The organism is Desulfoluna spongiiphila (assembly GCF_900101345.1).
Classification (GTDB): domain Bacteria; phylum Desulfobacterota; class Desulfobacteria; order Desulfobacterales; family Desulfolunaceae; genus Desulfoluna; species Desulfoluna spongiiphila.
Genome location: NZ_FMUX01000050.1, coordinates 1 through 1,843 on the forward strand (window position 1 = coordinate 1; position 1,843 = coordinate 1,843).

Genomic DNA, 1,843 nt, shown 5'->3' on the forward strand with positions numbered 1-1,843 from the left:
GGTCTCCCAAGTTCTTGAACGCATCTCTTTGTACATGCCACAGTCTGATGACTCCGGAGACCCTCCACATCCTCACCACGATACGGATGCTTCTGTATTGACTTCGGTGCGCGTTAAAGCCCTCGTCGATCTCGACTTTCATTTCGAAGCTGTACCAACTCTCAGGAGCTGCGAACTCCCTACGGCCTGCACAATTCTCTGTGTACGCTTCACCTGTCTTGTTCGCTTGACGTTCCAAGCTCCGCAACAGGCGCAACACTCGATACGGGTGGCGGGTTAGACCTTTCCCGGCAGGGACTTACACCCTGCAAGATGCGCCAAGCTTTGCTTGGCGCTCTAACGCATAAATCAGCGGCGCGGTTTTTTGCGTCCGCTGAATTTTATTGTTAAATGATTTTTTCATCAAAATTCTTATTAATATCTCTCAAAATATCACCAATTAAATTATATTGTTCTTCAAAAATAATAAGAGACATGCAGAATGGTGCCAGCCCAAAAGCTGGTGGTGGCATTTTGAGTTCAGTTCCTAAATCAAGCCAAATCTTTTCGTTGTCAAACTTACCGAGTGAATCAAGCGTACCCAAGTGATTTGGATGTGCGTACTCGCAAAGAACATCATACATTTTTCGAAAACCTTCAAATTCTCGATCTACATGGTCAATACAAGTAAGGACGTTAACGGATTGATACTTTGCCTTTTCGATTCGGCCACCGGATAGTCCTTTCATCAAGAAGGAATCAAAGTTAGCGACATTGAAATCTTCAAGAAATATTGAACATTTTTTTCTGAATGAAAAACAAAGAGCACATGTTTCTACTGTCGAACGCATTAAAATATATGAGGGCATTCGCTTATTTTGTAGATATAAGTCAAATGCCTCTTGGGCTAATATTGTAATTCTGTGAAATAAAACTTCCTTTAGAGAGAGAACCTTAAAAGGTATTTTTGACTTAAGTGTTAAGCCTGCTGGATCAACGCGTCTTACAAGACTTTCATCAAAGCGTTGTATCAGATCTCTAAGGTCATCGAGAATCGTGTCTTCATTAATTAAATTCATGTTTACACTACTCATTTAACGCTATGCATGTGGGGCCGCCGAGCGACAGCGAGGGTACCCGGAGCGCAGCGGAGGGCGGTCCGTTACCATGCATTTGTTATGTTGTCTATTGCAATACGATTAGCAAAACAATTAAAGGACCTATAGCTAAAAGAGGAAAAATGATTACAGGTAAAAGAGGGTGCTGAAACCATCTCTTTTTTTCTATATAAACATCAAATGAATCGTTGATTTTTGATTTGTCCTTCAATTTTTGCAAAGCTTCAAGTAATTTATTCGAATCTAATCTTGTTATATTACCCATCAATATTGAACAGAATACAAAGTTAGATATAACATCATTATCTTTTGTTATTTTGCAAAAAGAAAAAGGAGAACGAATAGAATATTCGAAGCTAATGTCTAAATCTTTAGTTGCATATTCTTTGTCGTCAATAATTGAAAAATCCTTACCAATAGAAATTGGTTTGAAGAAAAGTAACACTTTTAGAACATATAGTAGTATTGTTGGCAAAACTAAAGCTGCCAACCACAGTAGATTTTTTGAAAAAAAGGTTATTCCAATTATTAGTACAGATAAAATTACTGACTGAAAAAACAAAGAAAACATCTGAAGATAATATAAGTATGTGTTGTGATACTTGATAACTATCGGTAATTTCAATTATCTTACTCCAGTCACCTATAGACATAACGCATGCTTCACCCGACGGGTGCCGAAGCACGACAGTGTTTGATATTTGAAAACCTACGCTCAATGAAGACGACCGAAAAAACCGCACTTG

At 38.5% G+C, this 1,843-nt stretch carries 2 protein-coding genes; both read right to left on the minus strand.

The genetic code is table 11. From position 1 onward, the window contains the following. Positions 1-386: 386 nt before the first annotated feature. On the minus strand, positions 387-1,058 hold the full coding sequence (locus BLQ12_RS26750; RefSeq protein WP_092216044.1) for a hypothetical protein: 672 nt from the start codon (positions 1,056-1,058) through the stop codon (positions 387-389). A gap of 106 nt (positions 1,059-1,164) precedes the next feature. Further along, the gene (locus BLQ12_RS26755; RefSeq protein WP_092216046.1) at positions 1,165-1,722 is read right to left on the minus strand and encodes a hypothetical protein; all 558 of its coding nucleotides are present in this window, start codon (positions 1,720-1,722) and stop codon (positions 1,165-1,167) included. Positions 1,723-1,843 lie beyond the last annotated feature (121 nt).